Origin of the sequence: Maribacter sp. 6B07, from assembly GCF_002700155.1 — a bacterium.
Lineage (GTDB): Bacteria > Bacteroidota > Bacteroidia > Flavobacteriales > Flavobacteriaceae > Maribacter > Maribacter dokdonensis.
The window spans coordinates 1,754,186-1,774,937 of sequence record NZ_PDUT01000001.1 but is presented as its reverse complement, the minus strand read 5'-3'; the positions used below and the strand labels follow the sequence as shown (position 1 = coordinate 1,774,937).

General features: G+C 35.5%; 20 protein-coding genes. 17 read left to right on the top strand and 3 right to left on the bottom strand.

The annotated features are described in order from the left end of the window. Positions 1-1,932 (top strand): amylosucrase, encoded by a 1,932-nt coding sequence (locus tag CSC80_RS07455; protein ID WP_099190787.1) that lies wholly within the window; start codon positions 1-3, stop codon positions 1,930-1,932. Here CSC80_RS07455 and CSC80_RS07450 read toward each other — a convergent pair. Genes CSC80_RS07450 through CSC80_RS07440 form a run of 3 tightly spaced genes read right to left on the bottom strand, consistent with a single transcriptional unit; the run spans position 1,919 to position 4,727 of the window. Then, positions 1,919-3,055, bottom strand: coding sequence for an ATP-binding protein (locus CSC80_RS07450; protein WP_058104773.1), 1,137 nt, complete (start codon positions 3,053-3,055; stop codon positions 1,919-1,921). The two genes, CSC80_RS07455 and CSC80_RS07450, sit on opposite strands and share 14 nt — an antisense overlap. Positions 3,056-3,099: 44 nt before the next feature. Beyond that, a complete protein-coding gene (locus CSC80_RS07445) occupies positions 3,100-3,852 on the bottom strand; it encodes an SDR family NAD(P)-dependent oxidoreductase (protein WP_099190785.1) in 753 nt (250 codons plus the stop codon). An 11-nt stretch (positions 3,853-3,863) separates the two neighbouring features. Then, complete coding sequence (locus CSC80_RS07440) at positions 3,864-4,727, bottom strand: aldo/keto reductase (RefSeq protein WP_099190783.1); 864 nt, start codon at positions 4,725-4,727, stop codon at positions 3,864-3,866. 171 nt (positions 4,728-4,898) lie between these two features. Between CSC80_RS07440 and CSC80_RS07435 the strand changes: the two genes are divergently transcribed. From CSC80_RS07435 to CSC80_RS07360, 16 genes are all read left to right on the top strand, one after another. After that, on the top strand, positions 4,899-5,900 hold the full coding sequence (locus CSC80_RS07435) for a MoxR family ATPase (RefSeq protein ID WP_058104770.1): 1,002 nt from the start codon (positions 4,899-4,901) through the stop codon (positions 5,898-5,900). 102 nt (positions 5,901-6,002) lie between these two features. Then, on the top strand, positions 6,003-6,869 hold the full coding sequence (locus CSC80_RS07430) for a DUF58 domain-containing protein (protein WP_058104769.1): 867 nt from the start codon (positions 6,003-6,005) through the stop codon (positions 6,867-6,869). 5 nt (positions 6,870-6,874) lie between these two features. After that, positions 6,875-8,536 carry a hypothetical protein gene (locus CSC80_RS07425; RefSeq protein WP_099190781.1) on the top strand — a complete coding sequence of 554 codons (1,662 nt, stop codon included), beginning with the start codon at positions 6,875-6,877 and terminating at the stop codon, positions 8,534-8,536. Further along, positions 8,537-9,535 carry a VWA domain-containing protein gene (locus CSC80_RS07420; protein WP_091608277.1) on the top strand — a complete coding sequence of 333 codons (999 nt, stop codon included), beginning with the start codon at positions 8,537-8,539 and terminating at the stop codon, positions 9,533-9,535. Between the two features lies 1 nt (position 9,536). Further along, entirely contained in the window at positions 9,537-10,583 is a 1,047-nt protein-coding gene (locus tag CSC80_RS07415; RefSeq protein WP_058104766.1) for a VWA domain-containing protein, read from the top strand. Further along, entirely contained in the window at positions 10,564-11,436 is an 873-nt protein-coding gene (locus CSC80_RS07410; protein WP_099190779.1) for a tetratricopeptide repeat protein, read from the top strand. Before CSC80_RS07415 ends, CSC80_RS07410 begins: the two co-directional genes overlap by 20 nt. 59 nt (positions 11,437-11,495) lie before the next feature. Further along, entirely contained in the window at positions 11,496-13,220 is a 1,725-nt protein-coding gene (locus CSC80_RS07405; protein WP_074670535.1) for a BatD family protein, read from the top strand. Positions 13,221-13,222: 2 nt separating this feature from the next. Beyond that, positions 13,223-13,984 (top strand): tetratricopeptide repeat protein, encoded by a 762-nt coding sequence (locus CSC80_RS07400; RefSeq protein WP_099190777.1) that lies wholly within the window; start codon positions 13,223-13,225, stop codon positions 13,982-13,984. Positions 13,985-14,043: 59 nt separating this feature from the next. Further along, a complete protein-coding gene (locus tag CSC80_RS07395) occupies positions 14,044-14,337 on the top strand; it encodes a hypothetical protein (protein WP_058104762.1) in 294 nt (97 codons plus the stop codon). Positions 14,338-14,398: 61 nt separating this feature from the next. After that, positions 14,399-15,991 (top strand): SulP family inorganic anion transporter, encoded by a 1,593-nt coding sequence (locus tag CSC80_RS07390; protein ID WP_099190775.1) that lies wholly within the window; start codon positions 14,399-14,401, stop codon positions 15,989-15,991. Positions 15,992-16,125: 134 nt separating this feature from the next. Beyond that, positions 16,126-16,755, top strand: a complete 630-nt coding sequence (locus CSC80_RS07385) for a carbonic anhydrase family protein (protein WP_058104760.1) — start codon at positions 16,126-16,128, stop codon at positions 16,753-16,755. A 203-nt stretch (positions 16,756-16,958) separates the two neighbouring features. Then, the gene (gene pheS / locus CSC80_RS07380; protein WP_058104759.1) at positions 16,959-17,978 is read left to right on the top strand and encodes a phenylalanine--tRNA ligase subunit alpha; all 1,020 of its coding nucleotides are present in this window, start codon (positions 16,959-16,961) and stop codon (positions 17,976-17,978) included. 9 nt (positions 17,979-17,987) lie between these two features. Continuing rightward, positions 17,988-18,383, top strand: coding sequence for a hypothetical protein (locus CSC80_RS07375; protein ID WP_099190774.1), 396 nt, complete (start codon positions 17,988-17,990; stop codon positions 18,381-18,383). A gap of 48 nt (positions 18,384-18,431) precedes the next feature. Continuing rightward, complete coding sequence (locus CSC80_RS07370; protein WP_074670544.1) at positions 18,432-18,893, top strand: hypothetical protein; 462 nt, start codon at positions 18,432-18,434, stop codon at positions 18,891-18,893. 174 nt (positions 18,894-19,067) lie between these two features. After that, the gene (locus CSC80_RS07365) at positions 19,068-19,553 is read left to right on the top strand and encodes a transcriptional regulator (RefSeq protein ID WP_236973339.1); all 486 of its coding nucleotides are present in this window, start codon (positions 19,068-19,070) and stop codon (positions 19,551-19,553) included. 94 nt (positions 19,554-19,647) lie between these two features. Further along, positions 19,648-20,733, top strand: coding sequence for an efflux RND transporter periplasmic adaptor subunit (locus CSC80_RS07360; RefSeq protein ID WP_099190772.1), 1,086 nt, complete (start codon positions 19,648-19,650; stop codon positions 20,731-20,733). The last annotated feature ends 19 nt before the right edge of the window (positions 20,734-20,752 follow it).

Below are 20,752 nucleotides of genomic sequence, written 5' to 3'. Positions count from 1 at the left end.
ATGAACCAGGCGGAATTATTAAGATTGTTGGCCTCTAGGGACCAAAAGAAAAGAAGTACCCAATCTTTGTTTGATCAGAGGTTAGCTACAAACATTTCTCTTATTAAAACCCAATTTTTTTCTTTATACCAAGAGAAAGAACACAAAGTATTTTTTAATACGCTGTTAAACACCTTAGAATCACTCTTTAAAAACCGACCAAAAGAGCTGCAAAATCAAGACATTGACCGTTTAAATTCTGGTAATTGGTACCAAAGCGAACAAATGGTGGGTATGCAAATGTATGTTGATAGGTTTAACAAAGACATTAACGGACTTAAAGATAAACTGCCTTATTTTGATGATCTAGGAATTAATTTTCTACATCTAATGCCTATTACCACCCGGCCAGATGGTGAAAATGACGGCGGTTATGCCGTAAACAGCTATCATGATATTGATAGTAAGTATGGTACCAAGGCAGATTTTTTGGATTTCACCAAAAAGGCACGTAAAAACAATATGTTCTTAATGCTTGATTTTGTTGTTAACCATACTTCAGATGAATATGAGTGGGCACAAAAAGCAAAAGAAGGCAATCTACATTATCAAAACTATTACTATACTTACCCTGACCGTCATATCCCTGACGAGTTTGAAAAAACCATGCCCGAAATTTTTCCGCAATCTGCACCTGGTAATTTTACCTACTGCCCTGAAATGGAAAAATGGGTAATGACCTGTTTCAATAGTTACCAATGGGATTTAAATTATAGAAACCCAGAAGTGTTCATTGAAATGTTCAGTAATTTAGTTGGACTTGCAAATTTGGGGGTAGATGTTATCCGTTTTGATGCTCTTGCCTTTCTATGGAAAAAACTAGGTACACTGTCACAAAATTTACCGGAAGCCCATACCCTAATTTCCCTTTTCAGAATGTGCTTACAAGTAGTGGCACCCGGTGTTATACTTTTAGCGGAAGCTATTGTAGCTCCTAGAAATATTATTAAGTATTTTGGGGAAGGAATATTAACCGGTAATGAGTGTGAAGTTGCCTACAACGCCTCTTTAATGGCGTTGCTTTGGAATTCAATAGCCACCAAAAAAGCCTCTTTATTGGTTAAAAGCGTTTCTGATATTCCTACAAAACCAGAGGATGCCACTTGGATCAATTACATACGCTGTCATGATGATATTGGTCTTGGCTATGATGATGATTTTGTAAGGGCTATGGGTTATGACCCTACGGCACACAAACAGTTTATTCTTAACTATTATTGTGGAAAGTTAGATTGGTCGCCAGCAAAAGGGCTCATGTTCATGTACAACCCTAAAAACGGAGATGGTAGAATAACCGGAAGTGCTGCATCTTTATTAGGTTTAGAAACCGCACTTGAGCAAAAGAATGATAAAATCATTGACTATGCCATCGCTAAAATTCTAATGATGCACGGCATAATTTTAACCTACGGTGGCATACCCATGATTTATGCTGGTGATGAAATCGCCACTTTAAATGATTATAGCTATGAGCAAAACCAAGAGCATATAAATGACAATAGGTGGGTTAACAGACCTATACAAAATTGGGATGTAGTTTCTAAAATTGAAAAAGATATAAAAAGTGCCCCCTCTATAGTTTATAACGGATTAAAAGATATGATCCGCATACGAAAAGAGCATAGCGTATTTGCCGACACTAACGACCTTAAAGTACATGGTTGCCCTAATGAACATATATTTGTTTTTGAACGTACCAATAAAAACGAAACTATTTGGGTACTGAGTAATTTTAACGAGGTCACCGAGATGATAAACGTAGGCTGGCTACTTTCTATAGGTATTCACACGGGCAAAAAATCTACTGATTTGCTTTCCGGAAAAACGTTAGAATTAATACGTAACGAATTACCTTTAAAACCCTACGAGCAACTGTGGATTAAGAATATTTAACTTTTCTTAATACACGAAGTGCTTCTTTGAGCGAAGCATTTATATTAGGATACTTAGGTTTTAGAATCTGTCTTGCTTTTTCCATGCGCTCCTTAGCTTCTTCAAATCCGTTTAAAAAACATATCAAATAAGAATCTGCCAAATATTTTAATTGCTTTATTTCTGCAATGGTCAGTTCTACATTTTTCTTTGCCTTAATCACCAAGGCATTGTTACTTTCATAGATTTTCTTCAATTCCTCTTTATCATGTACAGGTGGATCAAACAACAAATCGCTTTTAATTTGATAGGTACCATTTTCACTAAAATTAATGACAACCTTTTCTAACGGGTAATATTTTTGCTTTGCACCCAAGCCCAATTGCACAAACTCTATTGTGGAAAAAGAATCGTTATCATAGGTTATAGTTACCTCATCTAAATTTGAATAGAAGAGTTTTACTTGCTCGTTGATCAATTCTATATCAACACGATAATAATAGGTAACACCATTGACCACCTTCTTATTACCCGCCCAACAGACTACAAACTGTTCTTTAAAAACTTTATAATCACTTTCAAGATCTTTGTGACGGTGATTAATAAAATCAATTACACCGTCTAACGTAAGTTCAATATTATTCTTCGCGTGTTGCTCAATGGTGGCGACCGCTTCAGAATTAATATCTTTCAATTCAATATCAAACACTTTTGGCAAGCTTATACTGCCTTCCCTAAAGAAAACAGAACCTCCATAATACTTCCAAATGTTTTTTCTGAGCGAGCAGATTTTTCCAATAGATTTTATGGTAACCAAGCCCACAACTTTACCTTCGGGCAAATGTGGAAAAGGAATATTTTCATAAGAGATCAACGGTGGATTATCCAAATAAGCGTTCACTAAATTCTGAATCTTGCTGTCATCAAAAAAATCTACACCTACAATACTATTATCCTCATCTTCAACTCCAATAACAATAAATGAATTATTGGATGGGTTGCTATTGGCCAAAGCACAAACGTGCTTTAAGAATTTGCCTTTCCCCTCCTTTTCCCCAATTGCAATAAACCGCTTTTTATCGTAAAAACTGTTCTCATCATTATGTGCGAGCAAGTTTTTTACCAAAAGCCGTTTATTGATCATTTTGAGCTATTTTTCTTAAATGTAAACTTCTAAATATTAATGGTCTACGTTTTATCTACAATTGTTGAAGAAGCTTGGGCGGTGGGCATAACTACCAAATCTGCAATATTTACATGATATGGCCTGGTAACTACAAAATAAATAATATCGGCAATATCCTCTGGTTTTAAAGGTTGAAAACCCTTATAAACATTATCTGCCCTTTCTTCATCTCCCTTGAACCTTACATTACTGAACTCGGTTTCTACCAAACCAGGGTTAACGGCACCAACACGTACACCTGTACCGTTTAAATCTATCCGCATACCTTGGTTAATGGCATCAACGGCATGCTTACTGGCGCAATATACATTTCCTTTTGGGTACACTTCTTTACCTGCAGTTGAACCAATATTGATGATATGCCCAGATTTACGCGCGATCATTTGCGGCATCAATGCCTTTGAAACATATAGCAAACCCTTAACATTAATATCAAGCATAGCATCCCAATCATCTATACTACCATCTTGTATGGTATCTAAACCATGGGCATTACCGGCATTGTTGACCAGAATATCTATTTGAGAAAATTCACTAGGCAAAGATGCAATGGCCGCATGAACAGCTTCCTTACTTCTAATATCAAAATTCAACGTATGAATTTGTACTTCTTTTCCCAATTCTTTTTCAAGGGCATCTAAACGGTCTTGTCTTCTACCGCACAACACCAAGTTTATTCCTTTTAAGGCAAAATGAATTGCCGTTGATTTTCCTATGCCGCTTGTAGCGCCTGTAATAAATGCTGATTTTGTCATTTTCTTTTTAATTACGCAACTTCGTGCCCCTCATTAGCCTCAAGTAAAATAAACCAATCCTGTAACTCCATGTCAATTTCAACGGCATCCATGGCTAGTTTCAACCGTTGTGGTGTTGCGGTACCAACCACAGGATGTATAGTACTTGGGTGTTTTAAAATCCATGCCAAGAGCAACTGGTCTTCTGTAGCGCCATACTTTTTGGTCAGGTCTGCCAATACCGTTTTTATCCTAAGATTTGCCTTGGAATCTTCCCTAAAATAACTTCCCAATGGGCTCCAGCTCATGGCTAGTCTGTCAAAAGTTACGCAGTCATCCAATGTTCCATCATTCATTACCACATTGGACGAAAGTGAAAATTCTACTTGATTGGCTTCTACCTGAATCTCTTTCTCTATCAATTGTATTTGGGAAGGTGAGAAATTGGACACTCCAAATTGTTTGATCTTTCCTTCAATTTTTAGTTTATCTATTGCTTCGGCAATTTCTGAAGGATCCATTAAAGGGCTTGGCCTATGTAACAAGAGTAAATCCAAATAATCTGTCTGTAGCATTTTTAATGACCTTTCTACAGATGAAATAATGTAGCTGGCATTATAATCATAGTGCTTAACCCTATTACTTCTTTCTTTTACGTTGAATTGAATTCCGCATTTACTTATAAGCTGAACATCTTCTCTCTTGACACTACTCTTACTAAAAGCCTTACCAAAATCTTCCTCATTTGTATAATCTCCGTAAATATCGGCATGATCAAACGTAGTAATCTTATTTTCAACACAATGGTTCATTAAAGCTATCATTTCAGCAGTAGAAAGTTGTTTTCCCCATTTGCCCCAGGTCATAGTTCCTGCAATTATTCTTGAATATTTCAATATATTGTATTTTGTTTAATGAAATTAAAAAGAAATACCTTAAAACGTTCATAAAAATAAGGGCTTTTCCAATTTTTTAACCTATCATTAACAGCGACTGACTGAATTAATTTTCAATTTGCATAACTGTTAAAATTAGAAGCCTTAACAATCAATAATATAATATTTTAAATGGAAGAAAATACCTCAATTGACATTAGTGCAGTAAATGAGAAAATTGCTCAAGAAAGCGCTTTTATCGATTTATTGATGCTTGAAATGAATAAAGTGATCGTTGGCCAAAAATATATGGTTGAACGATTATTAATTGGACTTTTAGGACAGGGCCACATATTATTGGAAGGTGTTCCGGGGCTAGCAAAAACATTAGCGATCAACACTTTATCAAAAGCTGTAAAAGGTAGTTTTAGCAGAATTCAGTTTACACCCGATCTTTTACCCGCAGATGTTGTTGGTACCTTGATCTATAACATGAAACTGAATGATTTCTCAATAAAGAAAGGACCAATTTTCGCAAACTTTGTTCTTGCAGATGAAATTAACCGTGCTCCTGCCAAAGTACAGTCGGCACTGTTAGAAGCCATGCAAGAAAAGCAGGTGACCATTGGCGATGAAACCTTTGTACTTGACAAACCATTTTTAGTAATGGCAACACAAAACCCTGTAGAGCAAGAAGGTACATACCCATTACCAGAAGCACAAGTGGATCGTTTTATGTTGAAAACGGTTATTGACTATCCAAAAATAAACGAGGAGCAATTGATCATGCGCCAAAATTTAAAGGGCAGCTATGAAACGGTTAATCCTGTTGTTTCCATAGATCAAATACTTAGTGCACAAAAAGCCGTTCGTGAAGTGTATATGGACGAGAAAATAGAAAAGTACATACTTGATCTTGTTTTCGCTACCAGATATCCGGAAAAATACAATTTGGAAAGCTTAAAGCCTTTGATCAGTTTTGGTGCATCTCCTAGGGGTAGTATCAATTTAGGTACTGCTGCCAAATGTTATGCCTTTATAAAAAGAAGGGGCTATGTTGTGCCAGAAGATGTACGTGCCGTAGTACATGATGTATTAAGACATAGAATAGGTATTACCTATGAGGCCGAAGCGGAAAATATTACTTCTGTTGATATCATCAACAAAATTGTAAACGAGATAGAGGTTCCTTAAATACAGTACAACTTATTCAGCATGTGCTTTTTATGCATTGATTTATTTTTTGTGCTGAACCAATGATACTTAAAACGGAAACTGTAAACTGTTTACCTTACAATGGATACCAAAGAGCTACTCAAAAAAGTACGTAAAATAGAGATTAAGACAAGACGTCTTTCTGACCATATATTTGGTGGGGAATACCACTCTACCTTTAAGGGTCGCGGTATGACGTTTAGTGAAGTACGGCAGTATCAATTTGGAGATGATGTTAGAAATATAGATTGGAACGTAACCGCTCGTTATAACGAACCCTACATTAAGGTCTTTGAAGAAGAAAGAGAGCTGACCATGATGCTAATGGTAGACATTAGTGGTTCAGAATTATTTGGTACTACCAACCAGTTCAAAAATGAAATTGTTACGGAGATATCTGCCACTTTAGCTTTTAGCGCCTTACAAAACAACGATAAGGTAGGTGTAATATTATTCTCCGATCAAATAGAACTTTTTATTCCGCCCAAAAAAGGTAAAACGCATGTTCTGCGAATCATTAGGGAGTTATTGGAGTTTAAGCCTAAAAGTAATAAAACCAACATTGCCCAAGCGCTGAAATTTTTGAGCAGTGTTATGAAGAAAAAAGCCATTGTATTTGTGCTTTCTGATTTTATTGATGAAGGATATGAGAAAACTTTAAAGATTACAGGTAGCAAACATGATGTCACGGGTATCCGTATTTATGATGAGCGTGAAGAATCTATTCCCAACTTGGGCATGGTACAAATGGAAGATGCCGAAACGGGCAAATTGCAATTGGTAAATACCAAATCTAAAAAAGTACGCAATGCCTATGCTGAGTTTCACAGAGAGCGTGTTACGTATTTCAAGGAGTCTTTTACAAAATCAGGTTGCGGTGTTTTAGACTGTAGGGTAGATGAAAGTTATGTGAAAAAATTATTGGGCTATTTTAAAAGAAGAGGTTGATACGAATGAGTTATACTAATAGAACAAATAAAATAGGTGTATCGTATTTTTTACGTGTATTACCCGTATTCGTATTTCTATTATGCGGCTCTAAAATGAGCGCTCAAGAAAGTCCACGAATATCCACTGAGATAGATACAACTTTTATAAAAATAGGTGAACAGGTTCAATGGAAGGTTACCGTAGATATAGATTCTACAGACTTTGTAATTTTTCCTGAAGGGCAAACATTTTCGCCATTGGAAACCGTTGAAGCCTTTGCTACGGATACCACTAGAAATAAGGATCGGCTTACGCTCCAAAAAATATACGCATTAACCCAATTTGATTCCGGCGCCTATAAATTACCATCTCAACGTATTGACATCAACGGTACCGGTTTTATGACCGATTCTTCTTTGATCAATGTAGCTACGGTTCCTGTAGATACCCTGAATCAGAAAATGTATGACATAAAACCAATAATCAATGTAGAAAAAAGTAATTATACCTTTTGGAAATATCTACTTATCGGACTTTTGATCCTTTTGATTTTAGGAGGACTTTTCTACTGGTTCTTCTTACGCAAAAAACCATTGACCGAAGAAGAAAAAGTAGCACTGTTACCACCATACGACAGGGCATTACTTGAACTTAAGAAGTTAGAAAACTCCAAGTATTTAATTCAAGATGAATACAAGCAATATTATTCTGAATTAACCACCATTGTACGTTCATACTTAGAAGAAGATGCCCACGTAACTGCTTTAGAGAGTACCACCGGTCAACTGATCGAAAAGTTAGAACTACTAAAAGATGCTGGAGAATTAAAACTAGATGATGATACCATAAAACAGTTTCAACAAATTTTACAAACGGCAGATTTAGTAAAATTCGCAAAGAACAAACCTTCTACATCTGTTGCTGAACAAGATCGAAAACTGGTTGAGCAAATAGTAGAAAAAACACACGAGGCTTTACCTGAACCTACAGAAGAAGAATTGCTGGAGCAAGCTGAATACCAAGAAGAATTAGAGCGAAAGGCAAAAAAGAAAAAAATACAAATTGCCGTAATATCCGCAGTAGCCGTAATATTGATAGGTATTACCATTGCCGGTGTTAAATTTGGTTTCGGTTATTTAAAAGACACTGTTCTGGGCCACCCAACAAAAGAGCTTTTAGAAGGTGAATGGGTACAAAGTAGCTATGGTTTTCCGCCAATACAATTAGAATCCCCGCAAGTACTGGTACGCCAAAAGATAAAATTACCGGCAGAAGCAAAAGCTGCCATAGCGGATATTCAAGCTTTTGAATATAGAAGTCCAATTGCACTTTTTAACATTGGTACAACCAGCATCACTTTAGCACAACAAGATATAGAACCAGAATTTGATAAGACCATTGAACAAATACTATCAAATTTTGAAAGTCAGGGAGCTAAGAACATCATTACCAAACAAGAGGAATTTAGCACTATTAGCGGGGTAAAAGGTGTTAAGGTTTTTGGTAGTGGCAAGTTTCCTATGCCCGGATCGGAAGAATTAATTGATGGCGAATATGCAGTATTACTTTTTGGCGGAAAAGGCTTTCAACAATATGTAATACTCACCTGGCTAGAAGAAGACACATACGCACAAGAAATAGTAGACCGTATTTTAACATCGGTAGAAGTAAAAACAGAAGCATAAATGTTCGATAATATATCATTTGCAAATCCTGATTTCTTTTGGCTGTTCCTATTACTGCCATTGGCAATTGTGTGGTATATCTTTAAACAAAAAGAGCAAACTGCATCACTACGAATTTCTAGTGCCAAAGGTTTTAGCCACAACAGTATTTTACCAAAACTTAAACCAGCACTTTTCTTATTGAGATTACTGGCTTTGGGCGCCATTATAGTTGCGCTGGCAAGACCACAGACCGAGGATATTTCTACCAGAACAAAAACTACAAAGGGTATTGATATTGTTATGGCCATAGACGTATCTTCAAGTATGTTGGCACGTGATCTAAAACCCAATAGATTATCTGCATTAAAGAAAGTTGCCGCAGATTTTATAAAAGAGAGACCAAACGATCGTATTGGTCTTGTTGTATATGCCGGTGAAGGTTACACAAAAACACCTATTACCACAGACAAATCTATAGTGCTCAATGCGCTGTCTGAAATTACTTATGGACAATTGGACGACGGTACTGCCATTGGTATGGGCCTGGCAACCTCTGTAAACCGACTTAAAGAGAGTACGGCAAAAAGTAAAATTATCATTTTATTGACCGACGGTGTAAACAATTCTGGTTTTATAGAGCCGCAGACGGCTGCAGACCTAGCTATTGAATTTGGCATTAAAACGTATACCATTGGCTTAGGGACAAATGGAAATGCGCTTTCCCCTATTGCTTATAACGCAGATGGTTCTTTTAGATATGGCATGAGACAGGTAGAAATCGATGAAAATCTTCTAAAAGACATTGCAAGTGCTACGGGCGGTAGATATTTTAGAGCTACGGACAATGAGTCATTGGAAGAAATCTACGATGAGATCAATAAGTTAGAAAAAACCGAAGTAGAAGAATTTAAATATTATCGTTACGAAGAGAAATTTAGATTTTGGGCACTTTTGGCACTAGGGTTGCTTTTATTAGAATGGATATTAAGAAACACGGTATTTAGAAGCTTTGTATAATATGATACAGTACGACGAAAAAATATATTTCTATTTGCTTATTATCATTCCGGTGATAGTGGTACTGTTCCTTTTGTTACTGGTTTGGAAAAAGAGAACACAGAAAAAATTTGCCAATACCGATCTATTAAAAAGGCTAACGCCTAACCGTTCATACAATAAAGGTGGTATTAAACTTGTGGTATTTATATTGGCCTTGGCTTTATTGATCATTGGTTTGGTCAACCCTAAAATTGGCACAAAACTAGAAACCGTTAAACGTGAAGGTGTAGATATTGTTTTTGCCGTTGATGTCAGTAAAAGTATGCTGGCAGAAGACATTGCCCCCAATCGTTTAGAGAAGGCAAAACGTTTGGTCTCCGAAATTATCAACCAACTGGCAAGCGATAGAATAGGTATAATTGCCTATGCCGGTCAAGCCTACCCGCAATTACCTATTACTACTGATTATGGCGCTGCAAAGATGTTTTTGCAGAGTATGAATACAGATATGCTAACATCACAAGGTACGGCAATTGACCAAGCTATTGAATTGGCCACTACTTACTACGATGATGCCGAACAAACCAACCGGGTTCTATTTATAATTTCTGACGGTGAAGATCACTCAGAAGGATCAACTATAGACGCTGTTGAAGATGCTGCAGATGAAGGAATCATTATTTATACTATTGGTGTTGGTAAAGAAAAGGGAGCTCCTATACCCATTAAAAGAAACGGTATACTAGAAAGCCTGAAGAAAGATAGTCAAGGTGAAACCGTAATTACAAAATTAAACGAGAGTGTTCTAGTAGATATAGCAAGTGAAGGTGACGGACAATATATTGACGGGTCTAACACTGATGCTGCCGTAGAGTTCATAAAAGAAGAATTGTTGAAAATGGATAAAAAAGAATTTGAAGCCAAACAATTCGCAGAATATAAAGATCAGTTTCAATGGTTTATTGGTGGGGCACTATTGCTTCTCTTTTTAGATATTTTTATCTTGGACCGCAAGACAAGCTGGTTAAAGAAACTCAATTTGTTCAATGAGAAAAGAAATGAATAACAAAAGCACAATTTTAGTATTACTTCTTGTTTGCTTTTCATCTTTTGCTCAAGAGGTAGACGAAAAGGAAAAAGAAAAGGCTTTAAGGTTATCTACCAATTTAACTTGGGATGGTAACAAGGCTTTATCAGAAGACAATTTTATTGCCGCCGAAGTAGATTACAGAAAAGCGATTTCCAAAAGCCCGGATAACAGCGCCGCACCCTATAATTTAGGTAATGCTTATTATAATAATGAAACGTATAATGAAGCATTTAGCAGGTTTAAGGAAGCTGGTGAGACCTCGACCTCCAAAGATGACAAACACAAAGCCTACCATAATATGGGCAATGTTTTCATGAAACGTAAAGATTACGCCAAGGCTGTTGAAGCATATAAGGAAGCATTACGTAACGATCCAACCGATGAGGAAACCCGCTATAACCTAGCTTTGGCAAAAGAGCTTCTTAAAAAAGATCAAGACGAAAATAAACAGAACCAAGACGATAAGGACAAGGACAAAGAGGATCAAGACGAGAATAAAGATCAAGACAAGAAGGACGAAGGAGAAAACGAGGATAAGAAAGATCAAGGTGAAGACGGTGACAAGGGTGATGAAGGGGATCAAGATGAAGAGAAAAAAGACGATAATAGTGAAGGTGACGGGGACAATAAATCTGATCAACAAAAAAAGCCTGAACAAGGTGATGGAGAAAATGAACAGAACCAACAACAACCCAGACCTAACCAACTTTCCAAGCAACAAGTTGAGAACTTATTAAGGGCAATGCAAAATGCCGAGAAAAAGGTTCAAGATAAAATTGATGCCAAGAAAGTAAAAGGTGCTAAAATTAAAAACGAAAAGGATTGGTAGACTTTAAGTCCATAACTAAACTAGGGTTAGTATTAACCATTTTTCTATCATCTGTTTTGATGATGGCCCAAGGCAGTAATGACGTTACTTTTGAAATGAAGTTGAGCAAACCAAAGCTTGGCATCAATGAAAGGTTAAGGGTAGACTTTGTCATGAACCGTGATGGCGATAATTTTAGCCCTCCGGACTTTACTGGTTTCAAAGTTATCATGGGTCCGTCGCAATCTATAAGTTCATCTTGGATCAACGGGGTTAGAAGTTATTCCAAATCATATTCATATACCTTGGCACCTACCGCCAGGGGTAAGTTTACCATAAAACAAGCTACTATTGTTATTGGTGGTGAAACCTATAAATCACTAGCGCAAGATGTTGAAGTTACTGCCGCGGTAGACAAACCAAGCGATCAAATGACCGCTGATGATATAGCCGATGAAAATTTACATTTAGTTGCAGAAGTCTCTAAATCCAACCCATATTTAAACGAAGCTATTACGGTTATTTACAAGTTGTATGTGAGCCCTAATATTAGTGTATCCAACTATCAACCGTTGGACAACCCTACTTACAATAATTTTTGGAGCCAAGACATTAAAGTGAATGCCCTAAGTGCCCAAAATGGCACATATAAGGGAAAACCTTATCGCTATGTCATATTAAAACGTGTAGTATTATATCCCCAAAAATCCGGTAAACTAGATATAGAACCCTTATCCCTAGATGTTACCGTAGACGTACCCACAGGAAGAAGAGATTTTTTTGGTCAGCGTATGTACGCTCAAACAAATAAAACTGTATCTGCCGGTAATAGAACTATTAATGTGAAACCTTTACCATTAGATAATCAGCCCGCCAATTTTAACGGCGCCGTTGGCGATTTTGATTTTGCCGTAACTACTAGTAAAACAAGTTTAAATGCCTCTGAATCTTTGCAAGCTACCGTAGAAGTTAGTGGAAAAGGAAATCTTAAACTGTTTAAGCTTCCTGAACTTGAACTTCCAAGTGCCTTAGAAGTTTATGAGCCAGAATTTACGGAAGGGGTCAGAACTACATTGGCCGGCATGCAGGGTAAGGTAAGCAACCAATATACCATTGTACCATCATTTAGAGGAAAATACCCTATTCCATCTTTAAACTTTAGCTATTTTAATCCATCAACAGGTAAATATGCCACACTTACCTCAGATGAAATAGTAATCAATGTTTTAGAAGGACCTCTAAGCGCATCTTCCAATGCTTCCGCTTCTACCAATAATCAAAAACAATCGGTTGTTGCCAGTGGAAATCAATTCAATTTTATAAAGTTGAATCCTAATTTAACCGGAAAAGGTTATTCATATTTCTTTGGTTCCACCTCATTTTACCTTTGGTTGTTATGCCCATTATTATTAATCCCTATTGCAATAGTATTTAGAAAGAAGAGAGATGCAATGGCCGGCGATATTGTAGGTAATAAAATAAGAAAGGCTAACAAATTGGCACGTAAATATTTATCTGCGGCCAGAAAAGAATTGGGTAACAAAGACTCCTTTTATATTGCCTTAGAAAGAGCTCTTCATAATTACCTGAAAGCCAAGTTAAAAATTGAGACCTCAGAGTTCAGTAAAGATAAAATTACCGAATTACTCACTGAAAAAAATATAGACCCTACCACTGTTGATAGTTTTATAGCATTACTTAAAAACTGCGAAGCTGCTAGGTACAGTCCTTTTTCAAATGTACAGATGCAGGCAGATTATGATAAAGCGAGTGAAGTAATTTCTATAATGGATAAACAATTATAAACATGTTCAAAAAGCTAGTTACTCTTATTGGCCTATTTATGGTTCTACTGTGTACCGCTCAGAACGATCAATTGTTTGAGCAGGCTACCGATGCATATAATGCGGGAGATTATGGGAAAGCGGTAAGTTTTTATAACAATATCCTGAATAATGGTAAGCATTCATCTGCCCTGTATTATAACCTGGGCAATGCTTATTACAAACAAAATAAGATTGCAGAAAGTATCTATTTCTATGAAAAAGCCCTGCTACTATCGCCAAATGATCAAGAAATAAAAACCAATCTTAGCTATGCTCAAAATATGACCATAGACGCTATTGATACCATGCCCGAGACTGGTTTGGCTAGACTTTATAAAAACGTTACCGGTAAACTAACCTTTGACCAATGGGCATATTTGGGAATAACCTTCATGATCCTTTTTGTACTACTTTATATTTTATTCTATTATTCCAACTATTCAACTAGAAAAAGATTTACGTTTATTGGTAGTTTACTCGCACTGTTTTTCTGTATAATTTCGGTATTGTTTGCTTACGTGCAAAGAGCTGATTTTGACAAAGACCAACCAGCAATTGTTTTTGCAGAAGAGAGTACCGTTAAAGCGGAACCCAATACCACCAGCGCTGAAGTTTTTGTAATACATGCCGGTACAAAGGTGAATGTTCTAGACCAATTGGAAGACTGGAAAAAAATTAAACTAACGGACGGTAAAACGGGTTGGTTACCGCAAGATGATATAAGATTGTTAAAGGATTTTTAGTACCTTGTTAACAGTTTATACCCGTTTGGGTACTATCTTTACCTTTCTTATTTTAGTATATGCAATTAATCGCACGTTTAACTCTTTTAATATTTTGGCTTTTTGCAATTACTGCACCAAGCATTATTACCCTGTGCGATGTTGAAAACCCTATTGTTATTACCAATTTAAACGAAGAAGAGCAAGAATCGGGTAAAAAATCCTTAGGGGAAGAAAAATTTGTAAATGAAAATTTTATTGATTTTTCATTCATTTCAATTTATGAAAATTCCGTAATTGGAAACAACAATAAAATAGGATATCTAGATTTATATTTAGAAGTCTTTTCACCCCCGCCAGATTATATTAGTTAATTGTACCGTTTTCAATATTTTAACTAATCTGCCCTTAGTTTAGGGCAAAATTTTGTATTTCATGTTCAAACATATTAAAAGTGATATTCCAGCGAGTATCGTTGTATTTTTCGTTGCGCTACCTTTATGTTTAGGTATTGCATTAGCTAGTGGAGCTCCCTTGTTTTCAGGTTTAATTGCCGGTATAATTGGAGGTGTCGTAGTCGGCGGATTTAGTGGCTCTAAAATTGGTGTTAGTGGTCCAGCTGCCGGATTGGCGGCAATAGTACTTACTGCCATTGGCACTCTGGGCGGTTATCAAAATTTCTTGGTTGCCGTGGTTTTAGGTGGAATTATCCAAATTATTTTCGGTGTTTTAAAAGCAGGTGTTATTGGTTATTATTTTCCGTCTTCTGTTATTAAAGGTATGCTTACCGGTATAGGTATCATTATTATTTTAAAACAGATTCCTCACTTTTTTGGATATGACGCCGACCCAGAAGGTGATTGGGCATTTTTTCAAGTTGATGGAGAGAACACCTTTTCAGAAATTCTAAATACTATCAACAATATTAGTCCGGGTGCAACCCTTATTGCAATTATAGGACTATCTATTTTGTTACTATGGGATAAGGTGCTGTCTAAAAAAGGAAAAATCTTCCAATTGGTACAAGGTCCTTTGGTAGCGGTTGCCGTTGGTATTATATTTTATATCGTCACCCAAGATAGTGAAGTACTTGGTATATCTAAAGATCATTTGGTAAGTGTTCCTGTACCTGAAGATGCAGCATCATTTATTGGTCAGTTCAGTTTTCCAAACTTTAGTGCCATAACCAATCCGCAGGTATGGGTAACAGGATTTACCATTGCCTTAGTAGCAAGTTTAGAAACATTGCTGTGTGTTGAGGCTACGGATAAGTTAGATCCACATAAAAATGTTACCCCAACAAACAGAGAATTATTAGCACAAGGTACCGGTAACATCATATCTGGATTGATCGGTGGTTTGCCTATTACACAGGTAATTGTTCGTAGTTCCGCGAACATTCAATCTGGTGGTAGAACCAAATTATCGGCTATCATACATGGATTCTTGTTGTTGATTTCGGTGATTTTAATACCAACTTTGTTGAATATGATTCCGCTATCGGTTTTAGCTGCAATTTTATTTATTGTAGGTTTTAAACTAGCAAAACCATCGTTATTCATGAAAATGTACAAACTTGGCTGGAAACAATCTATTCCTTTTTTTGTAACCGTATTAGGTATCGTATTTACGGATTTACTGATAGGTATTAGTTTAGGCCTTGCTGTTGGTATTATCGTTATTCTTCTAAAAAATTACCAAAACTCTCATTTTTTGCATATTGAAGATAATAGTGATGGTAAAAACAAAATAAAAATGACTTTAGCAGAAGAAGTGACTTTTATTAACAAAGGAGCTATTTTAAAAGAACTTGACAGTTTACCAGAAGGCACCTACCTAGAATTGGATGTTATGAAAACTAGATATTTAGATTATGATATCATTGAAATTTTAGAGGATTTTAGCCTAAAGGCAAAGGAGAGAAATATTGATATTAAGTTAATTTCCAAAAGAGGTGTGGTTGAAAACCCTCCTAGCTATATTGAGTTTTTTAAGCAAAAACCAAAATCTAATTTAAGCTTAAGTTAAACAGTACCTTTAACACACAATAAAATAATGTCCATATGACTTACCCAAACTTTATAAACGCTTAAGTTTATAACGCTATTATAGCAGTAGTATTAGGAAGAAATTACTGGACAAATTAAAATATTAAAAACATTATGAAAGCACATACTAAAGAAACACAGGCTACAATGACTCCTGAAAAGTCATTAACTTTTTTAAAGGAAGGCAATGAAAGATTTCAAAACAACCTTAAAGCAAACAGAAATCTGTTAGAGCAGGTAAATGATACTAGTGAAGGACAATTTCCATTTGCAACCATATTAAGTTGTATTGACTCTAGAGTTTCTGCAGAACTGGTTTTCGACCAAGGACTTGGCGATATATTCAGTGTTAGAATTGCAGGTAATTTTGTAAACGAAGATATTCTTGGTAGCATGGAATTCGGTTGCAAATTAGCCGGAACCAAATTAATTGTTGTTCTAGGACATACTAGTTGTGGTGCCATCAAGGGAGCTTGTGATCACGCAAGGCTAGGAAACCTAACGGCATTGATCAATAAAATTGAACCAGCTGTAGAAGCCGTAACTGAACCAGCAGATGAAAGCATTAGAAATTCAAAAAATTTAGAATTTGTAGATAAAGTAGCAGCTAAAAACGTGGAGTTAACTATAGAGAATATAAGAAAACAAAGCCCGGTACTTGCAGAAATGGAAGAAAACGGAGAAATTAAGATTGTAGGTGCTATGTATGATATTGCTTCTGGAGCTGTAGAATTTTATGCATAACCGCAAATACATTTTAACAAAGTATTTAAAAAAACCGATGTACATACATCGGTTTTTTTATTAATGAATGATCTATCTACATTTTTAATATAAAGGTATTTGTATCATTTTAATTCTATAAACTCTACTTAACCTATATAAACCGCCAAAAACATATTAAACCTCTTGTAAAAGTTTTAAATTTGCGGCTTTAATCAACATTTATGATTGATAATATAAAGAAAGAAATTGCCACAGTAGCTTCGTTCACAGCAGATAATATTGACGCTGTTGAGACATTTAGAATTAAATACCTTGGTAAAAAGGGTATTCTTAATGACTTTTTTGCTGAATTTAAAAATGTACCCAATGAACAAAAAAAGGAATTTGGGCAAACCATTAACGAACTTAAGCAAGCTGCAACTGCAAAAGTTGAGGAATTAAAAGAGGCTTTAGAGAATTCAAAAACAGATGAGCAGTTATATGGTGATTTGACTAGACCAGGCAATCCTATTGAACTAGGATCGCGCCATCCAATATCTATTGTAAAGAATAGAATCATTGATATTTTCTCAAGAATAGGTTTTAATGTTTCAGAAGGTCCTGAAATTGAAGATGATTGGCATAATTTCACCGCATTGAACTTACCGGAATATCATCCGGCAAGAGATATGCAAGATACATTCTTTGTACAAACTGATCCAGATATACTATTGCGTACCCATACCTCATCGGTTCAAGTACGTTATATGGAAAATAATAAGCCGCCTATACGAACTATTTCTCCTGGAAGAGTATATAGAAACGAAGCCATTTCAGCTAGATCACATTGCTTCTTTCATCAAGTTGAAGGCTTATATATAGATAAAGATGTCTCTTTTGCGGATCTAAAACAGACACTTCAATATTTTACCTCTGAACTTTTTGGGAAATCTAAAATTAGACTAAGACCTTCATATTTTCCATTTACTGAACCTAGTGCAGAAGTAGATGTTTATTGGGGATTAGAATCCGAGGCAGACTATAGAATAACCAAAGGTACAGGTTGGTTAGAAATTGGTGGCTGTGGTATGGTTGATCCAAATGTATTGACCAACTGTAAAATTGACCCCAATGAATATTCTGGCTTCGCCTTTGGCGTAGGTATAGATCGTATTGCTATGCTTTTACATCAAATTACCGACATTCGTTTATTAAGTGAAAATGATGTTAGATTTTTAGAACAATTTAAAAGCGCCCTGTAAAACCATTACGTGAAAAAAGATATTGAAATACCGGTTGCCAAAGATGTGCATGTTGCCATGATCCGTGAATGGAACAAAGAATTTTTGGATAAAGATTGGAATGCCTATATCATTAACGATCGCACCACTCTTATTGAGATGACCATGGTCGTTTCAAAAGGATATGATAAAGATCGTAAATCTTCAACTATGAGACATGGCATTGGTGATATGCAACCAAAGTCTTTTAGAAAAATCGAAGTTGTTCAAGAAGATGTTCTAGGTTTGAACAATGAATTTTTTGTCACATTTTATGCCGATAATAAATTATACGAAAAACGTTTTGTGTTTGAAAAGAATACCGTGACAGAAAATAACTTGGTTAATATTCAATTAATCCATAAAGAGGGCATTTTGGCTAAGTAAGATTTTAAAAGCAACCTATGCGTCATGCGGCTATCTAGTAAATAAAACATGAAACTTAAAATTGTAATCTTATTATTCATCATTATTTTAAACAATGCCTGTGATGTTTCTCAGGAAGGAACAGATTGTGCTTTAGTTGATTGTGCAGTTGGACAATTATTTTCTGTTGAGTTGATCGATAATGACGGTAATAATTTGATAACGAACAACACCTACGCGATTTCAGAAATATCAATAACCACTAATGAATCTAAAATAGATTTAATACCCTTTAACTCTAACGATTTTCTAAATTTTATAGTTGAAAATAAAAGTGGAGAAAGCATTTATACCATACGATTTTCAGAATCTGAAATTGATACGTTAAATCTCAATTTGGTTGAATTGAACCAAACTTCCGTTTGCTGCGGTCCCTACTATGCAGTTCAAAGTGCTACTTATAATGGTGCCGATCATGAGATCCTGCCTAACGAGAATGATGATTTTTTTAAAATTACTGTAGTCAAGTAACTAAATTATTCCATTTCTAAACTCCTATAATTAGTAGTGATATATGGCTAAATAGTTGTAACGAGATTCAACAGCATCTTCGATTCTTCTAAATTTCAATACTTTAACACTTTTTAAGTTCTTTTGGTTTGTTTGTTACCGAACTAATCATACCTTTGTGGTTTCAAATTAAGAATGATGAACAAAGAACAAAGCAAACAAGTGTTAATTGAGGAGTTAGGAGTATACTTTGAGACAGAGTATGACCTACCCCCACTTGCTGCCAGAATATTTGCAAATCTTGTGGTAACCGATGAAGATGGATTAACGTTTGATGATTGCCTTGAAAAAAGAGGTGCTAGTAAAAGTTCTATTTCCACATCTTTAAACCTTTTACAACAAATTGGTTTTATCAACTATTTCACTAAATCTGGTGATCGTAAACGTTATTTTAAAGTTTCAGAAAAGGATGCATTCTTTAGTAACAAATTAAAACAATCATTAAAAAAATTAGAAACGGAATGCAAAATGATTGATAAAGTCGCTGAATATAATAAAGAGCACAACATTACAAAATATGAGGAAAACAAAGAGAAAAAAGAAATCTATCTTAACTGTTTAGAAGAAACTAGAAAGATTTTTAAACAAACTATTAATAATCTTAAAAAATTAGATGACTAATTTTTTTATTTAATTAGTTCGTTTATTACCGAACTTACAGAATTAACAAAACCTTAACACGCAAAAACAATCATACAAACAACAACTATCTATCATGAAAAAATTATCGATTATAGGAATATTAAGTTCTGCTCTACTATTGAGCTCTTGCTTTGGCTCATCTGAGCAACCGGCACAAGGTGCTACGGCACCACCGCCACCTAGTTTAAAAGTAGCGTCTCTCAGCCCCGAAACTATAACCGTTTACAACGAATTTTCAACCACCTTAGAAGGAAAGCAAAATGTTGAAATATGGCCAAAAGTATCGGGATTTGTACAAGAAGTTTATGTTGAAGAAGGGCAGAAAATAAAGAAAGGACAATTACTTTTTAAATTAGAAACTCAAACCTTAAATCAAGATGCAAATGCTGCTAAGGCTTCTGTTAACGTAGCACAAGTAGAAGTAAATAAATTGAAGCCTCTTGTTGAAAAGAACATTATCAGTGAAGTTCAATTAGAAACGGCAAAAGCCCAATTGGCTCAAGCAAAAGCCAACTATGAAAGTGTAGCTTCTAATATTGGCTATTCTAGAATAACTAGTCCTGTTGACGGTTATATTGGTGAAATTCCATTTAAAGTGGGCGCATTGGTCAGCTCTAATATGACCCAGCCTTTGACTACAGTTTCTGATATTAGTGAGGTACGTGCATACTTTTCCTTAAATGAAAAAGAGCTTTTGAAGCTTAAGGAGTCTATGCCTAAAAATGAGAAGAACCAAATGGACCTTAGCCAAGCTCCTAAAGTATCTTTAATTATGATCAACGGTGAAGAATATCCCGAAGAAGGAAAAATTGCAATGATCAATAACATTATAAATAGTTCAACGGGCAGTGTTACCGCTAGAGCGGATTTTGACAATAAAAACAACATGCTAAGCAGTGGTAGTACCGGTAAAATTAAATTACCCACAGTTTATGAAAATGCATTTGAAATACCACAATCTGCAACCATAGATTTACAGGGTAAAAAACTAGTTTACATTCTTAAGGATGATAACACAGTAACCACACAACCGTTGAACATTATTGCAAATACGCAGCATGGTTTTATCATTAAAAACGGATTGGAACCAGGAACACAAATTGTTCTTGAAGGTGTTACAAAAATTAAAGACGGTATGACCATTTCTCCGGTTAAATAAACATCCGCTATTTCATAAT

What these genes read in the sequence shown, in the direction of transcription:
- CSC80_RS07450 (WP_058104773.1), bottom strand. Translation starts at nt 3,055, where the DNA reads ATGATCAATAAACGGCTTTTGGTAAAAAACTTGCTCGCACATAATGAT.
- CSC80_RS07370 (WP_074670544.1), top strand. Translation starts at nt 18,432, where the DNA reads ATGAAACTTAAAATTGTAATCTTATTATTCATCATTATTTTAAACAAT.
- CSC80_RS07365 (WP_236973339.1), top strand. Translation starts at nt 19,068, where the DNA reads ATGATGAACAAAGAACAAAGCAAACAAGTGTTAATTGAGGAGTTAGGA.
- CSC80_RS07430 (WP_058104769.1), top strand. Translation starts at nt 6,003, where the DNA reads ATGGATACCAAAGAGCTACTCAAAAAAGTACGTAAAATAGAGATTAAG.
- CSC80_RS07385 (WP_058104760.1), top strand. Translation starts at nt 16,126, where the DNA reads ATGAAAGCACATACTAAAGAAACACAGGCTACAATGACTCCTGAAAAG.
- CSC80_RS07455 (WP_099190787.1), top strand. Translation starts at nt 1, where the DNA reads ATGAACCAGGCGGAATTATTAAGATTGTTGGCCTCTAGGGACCAAAAG.
- pheS (WP_058104759.1), top strand. Translation starts at nt 16,959, where the DNA reads ATGATTGATAATATAAAGAAAGAAATTGCCACAGTAGCTTCGTTCACA.
- CSC80_RS07415 (WP_058104766.1), top strand. Translation starts at nt 9,537, where the DNA reads ATGATACAGTACGACGAAAAAATATATTTCTATTTGCTTATTATCATT.
- CSC80_RS07420 (WP_091608277.1), top strand. Translation starts at nt 8,537, where the DNA reads ATGTTCGATAATATATCATTTGCAAATCCTGATTTCTTTTGGCTGTTC.
- CSC80_RS07405 (WP_074670535.1), top strand. Translation starts at nt 11,496, where the DNA reads ATGATGGCCCAAGGCAGTAATGACGTTACTTTTGAAATGAAGTTGAGC.
- CSC80_RS07360 (WP_099190772.1), top strand. Translation starts at nt 19,648, where the DNA reads ATGAAAAAATTATCGATTATAGGAATATTAAGTTCTGCTCTACTATTG.
- CSC80_RS07390 (WP_099190775.1), top strand. Translation starts at nt 14,399, where the DNA reads ATGTTCAAACATATTAAAAGTGATATTCCAGCGAGTATCGTTGTATTT.
- CSC80_RS07435 (WP_058104770.1), top strand. Translation starts at nt 4,899, where the DNA reads ATGGAAGAAAATACCTCAATTGACATTAGTGCAGTAAATGAGAAAATT.
- CSC80_RS07425 (WP_099190781.1), top strand. Translation starts at nt 6,875, where the DNA reads ATGAGTTATACTAATAGAACAAATAAAATAGGTGTATCGTATTTTTTA.
- CSC80_RS07400 (WP_099190777.1), top strand. Translation starts at nt 13,223, where the DNA reads ATGTTCAAAAAGCTAGTTACTCTTATTGGCCTATTTATGGTTCTACTG.
- CSC80_RS07410 (WP_099190779.1), top strand. Translation starts at nt 10,564, where the DNA reads ATGAGAAAAGAAATGAATAACAAAAGCACAATTTTAGTATTACTTCTT.
- CSC80_RS07395 (WP_058104762.1), top strand. Translation starts at nt 14,044, where the DNA reads ATGCAATTAATCGCACGTTTAACTCTTTTAATATTTTGGCTTTTTGCA.
- CSC80_RS07445 (WP_099190785.1), bottom strand. Translation starts at nt 3,852, where the DNA reads ATGACAAAATCAGCATTTATTACAGGCGCTACAAGCGGCATAGGAAAA.